Source organism: Pseudomonas sp. 05T35 (genome assembly GCF_056396605.1).
Map to the genome: position 1 here is coordinate 1 of NZ_JBFTLU010000436.1, position 3,773 is coordinate 3,773.

The following is a 3,773-nucleotide window of genomic DNA, read 5'->3' on the forward strand; positions in this document are numbered from 1 at the left end:
CTATTCGGGCTACCGTGAACCTGGGAATAACCAAAAATGCTTTATCTGTGGCTCAAAGCGCTCTATTCGGGCTACCGTGAACCTGGGAATAACCAAAAATGCTTTATCTGTGGCTCAAAGCGCTTCATATCGTCAGCATGGTCTGCTGGTTTGCCGGCTTGTTTTACCTGCCGCGCCTGTTCGTCTACCACGCGCAAAGTGAAGACAACATCAGCAAGGAACGCTTCAGCATCATGGAGCGCAAACTGTACCGCGGGATCATGGGCCCGGCGATGATCGCCACGCTGGCCTTCGGAATCTGGCTGATCAGCCTCAATCCCGGCGCCTACTTCGGACAAGGTGCCTGGATGCACGCCAAGTTGACCCTGGTGGTGATCCTGATCGGCTATCACCACATGTGTGGCGCGCAGGTAAAACGTTTTGCCCGTGGCGAAAACACCCGCAGCCATGTCTTTTATCGCTGGTTCAATGAAGTGCCGGTTCTGATATTGCTGGCTATTGTAATTCTGGTCGTCGTACGGCCGTTCTAATCTGAATTAGTCGCCACTTATCGGGGTACTTCCAATGTCGCTGCCCGCTTTGCTCGAACAACGTTTGCGCCTGCCTGTCGTGGCAGCGCCAATGTTCCTGATTTCCAATCCACAGCTGGTACTCGCCTGCTGCCGCAATGGTGTGGTCGGCAGCTTTCCAGCACTGAACCAGCGTGAAAGCAGCGGCTTCAAAGCCTGGCTGGAGGAAATCGAAGCGGGTCTGGCGCTATTGGAAAATCCTGCGCCGTATGCGGTGAACCTGATCGTTCACCACAGCAATCCGCGACTGGAAGCGGACCTGGCAATCTGCATTGAACACAAGGTTCCGATCGTGATCACCAGCCTTGGGGCAGTGAAAGAGCTGGTCGATGCGGTGCACGGTTATGGTGGCCTGGTTTTCCACGACGTGACGACCCGACKCCATGCAGAAAAAGCTGCCGAGGCCGGCGTCGATGGCTTGATCGCCGTAGCGGCAGGCGCCGGTGGCCATGCCGGGACCTGGAGCCCGTTCTCGCTGATTGCCGAGATTCGTCAGTTCTTCGACAAAACCCTGCTGCTGGCCGGCTGCCTGAACCATGGCCACGAGATTCTCGCTGCACAACTGCTCGGTGCGGATCTGGCGTACTTCGGCACTCGCTTTATTGGCACCACCGAAAGCCATGCCCCTGAAGCCTATAAAGAGATGCTGCTGACTTCCAGGGCCGCCGACATTGTCCATACGCCTGCGGTGTCCGGGGTGCCGGCAAGCTTCATGCGCCAAAGCCTGATAAATGCCGGTTTTGACGTAGACGCACTGCAAGGCAAGGGTGAAGTCAACTTCGGCGCCAAACTCAAACCCTTGAGCGATGAAGCCAAAGCCTGGAAAACCGTCTGGTCCGCAGGCCAGGGCGTGGGTGAAATCGACGACCTGCCAAGCGTCGATCAACTGATTGCAAGACTGGACGCCGAGTACCGCAAGGCACAGGAATTCGCAGCTCAACTGCCCAAGCGCTGGCCGCGCTAACGCACAAGGTTTGGCCAGCCGATTCCGGCTGGCTTAAACTGCCGAATACAGACCCCAGACTCGCGACAAGGATGCCCCGGCATGAGCGAACACCGTTTCAAGATCGTCTTCGACGGAGCCCTGCTTCCGGGCGTCGACATCACCACCGCGAAACTCAATCTCGCCCAGCTGTTCAAAAGCGACGTCTCGGCCATCGAACGCCTGTTCAGCGGAAAGCCTGTCGCACTTAAGCGCGACTTGTCCCACGCAGACGCTCAAACTTATCTGAATGCCCTGTCGAAAACCGGCGTCGATGCCCGCATCGAAGCCGAACCGTCGATCGAGCTCAATCTGACCGACGTTCACGATTCATCGACCGCCGCTTACACGGCAACCACGCTCGGTGACAACGAATCACCTTATAGCCCTCCTCGCGCGCCCGTTGGTGAAGCGCTGCCAGAGTTTTCGGAACTCAAGGTGTTTAGCGTACAGGGCCGAATCGGGCGCCTGCGTTATCTCGCGTGGTCATTGGTGGCGCTACTGATCATGGGCGCTATCGCTGGCGTTTTCGGACTCAGCCTGCTGAGCGGCAATCAAATGGTGCTTAGCACGATTGTATGTGTCGTTGCGTTCGTGGCGTACCTCTACATAAACATCACCATCAGCGTGCAACGCCTGCACGATCTTGGTTGGTCCGGCTGGTTGTGGTTTCTGAACCTGGTGCCCTTTATCGGCAGCCTGTTTCCATTTGCACTCGCGGTGCTACCAGGAAACATCGGGGCGAATCGCTATGGCGCGCCGCAGCCCCCCAACAGCACGGCCGTCAAAGTTCTCTGCGGGCTGTGGCTGGTGGTGATTGCAGTGGTTTTTGTCGGCGCGCTTGCCGGTGGCCTCAGCACCCTGACCGAAGAATACGAAAGCACCTCGACCAGCAGTTATGGAAGCAGTGAGCCGGCGGATGCGGCAGAGGCAGACGATGCGGCGAAAGCAGCCCAGCCCCCTGTAGACTATGAGAAAGAATAAACGCGCTCGGTTCCTGTGACATCTCTGTCCACAGGCCGCGAGCCGTTGCGATGGAGAATTGCATGACCCGTTACGCTCTGATCACTGGCGCCTCCAGCGGCATCGGCCTGGCCATGGCCGAAGCGCTGGCGCGACGCGGCCGCAGCCTGATTCTGGTGGCCCGTCAACGTGATCAGCTGGAAAGTATTGCCATCGAACTGACCCAGCGCTTTGGCGTCGAGGTGCTGTTCCGCGCCTGTGACCTGGGCGAACCGTTGCGCCTGTCCGGTTTTCTGCTGGAACTCGAAGAGGGTGACCGACAGATCGACCTGCTGGTCAATTGCGCCGGCATCGGTACCAGCGGCCCGTTCCTGGCTCAGGACTGGATGACCGAACAAGACTTGATCGAAGTGAATATCCTCGCCCTGACCCGCCTGTGCCACGCCATTGGCAACAGCATGGCCTTGCAGGGCGGCGGGCAGATTCTGAACGTCGCCTCAATGGCCGCCTTCTACCCCGGCCCCTGGATGAGCACCTATTACGCCAGCAAGGCGTATGTACTGCACTTTTCCGAAGGCTTGCGGGTCGAGCTGAAAAAGTGCGCGATCAAGGTCTCGGTCCTTTGCCCTGGCCCGACGCGCACGGCGTTTTTCCGCACCGCGCAACTGGACACTGACAAACTGGCCAACAGCAAAATGCTGATGAGCCCCGAGGAAGTGGCCCTCTACACGGTACGTGCACTGGAGAAGAACCGCGCAATCATCATTCCCCGCCGCCGCAATCGCTGGATCGCGCTTTTACCACGCTTCGGCTCACGCTGGCTGACCCGAACCATCGTAGGCATGGTCAACAAGGCGCACTRTCCGCGCTGAGCATCACTAAAAGTAAAGGTAACAGGCTGGGCTCGGGCATCTTCCGTGAGTACACTCAGCCCGGACCAACACAATGGAGAAACAGCTGTGGATACTCTGTTCACCAAAATCATCAACAGAGAAATACCCGCCAAGATCATTTACGAGGATGACCAGGTCCTGGCCTTCCACGACATCGCCCCTCAGGCACCCGTGCATTTCCTGGTAGTACCGAAAAAGCCGGTGCGTACGCTCAACGACCTCACCGAGGACGACAAGGCGCTGGCCGGGCACATTCTGTTCACCGCCCAGCGCCTGGCACTGGAGCTGGGCTGCGAAGAAGGCTTTCGCGTGGTCATGAACTGCAATGAACTGGGCGGCCAGACCGTCTACCACATTCATATGCAC

The 3,773-nt window shown here is 58.2% G+C and carries 5 protein-coding genes; all 5 read left to right on the plus strand.

Features of this window, described 5'->3' with window-relative positions; genetic code table 11:
• The first annotated feature begins 98 nt into the window (after nt 1-98).
• Nucleotides 99-530 (plus strand): protoporphyrinogen oxidase HemJ, encoded by a 432-nt coding sequence (gene hemJ / locus AC1DH9_RS24670; RefSeq protein ID WP_427544801.1) that lies wholly within the window; start codon nt 99-101, stop codon nt 528-530.
• Between the two features lie 34 nt (nt 531-564).
• Nucleotides 565-1,533, plus strand: a complete 969-nt coding sequence (locus AC1DH9_RS24675) for an NAD(P)H-dependent flavin oxidoreductase (protein WP_477808950.1) — start codon at nt 565-567, stop codon at nt 1,531-1,533.
• Between the two features lie 81 nt (nt 1,534-1,614).
• Entirely contained in the window at nt 1,615-2,535 is a 921-nt protein-coding gene (locus AC1DH9_RS24680; protein WP_427544805.1) for a DUF805 domain-containing protein, read from the plus strand.
• A gap of 62 nt (nt 2,536-2,597) precedes the next feature.
• Nucleotides 2,598-3,386: an SDR family NAD(P)-dependent oxidoreductase gene (locus AC1DH9_RS24685; RefSeq protein ID WP_477808951.1), complete on the plus strand. Its 789-nt coding sequence runs from the start codon at nt 2,598-2,600 to the stop codon at nt 3,384-3,386.
• Nucleotides 3,387-3,473: 87 nt separating this feature from the next.
• Nucleotides 3,474-3,773, plus strand: a 300-nt coding sequence (locus tag AC1DH9_RS24690) for a histidine triad nucleotide-binding protein (protein ID WP_477808952.1), incomplete at its 3' end; no start/stop codon positions are given.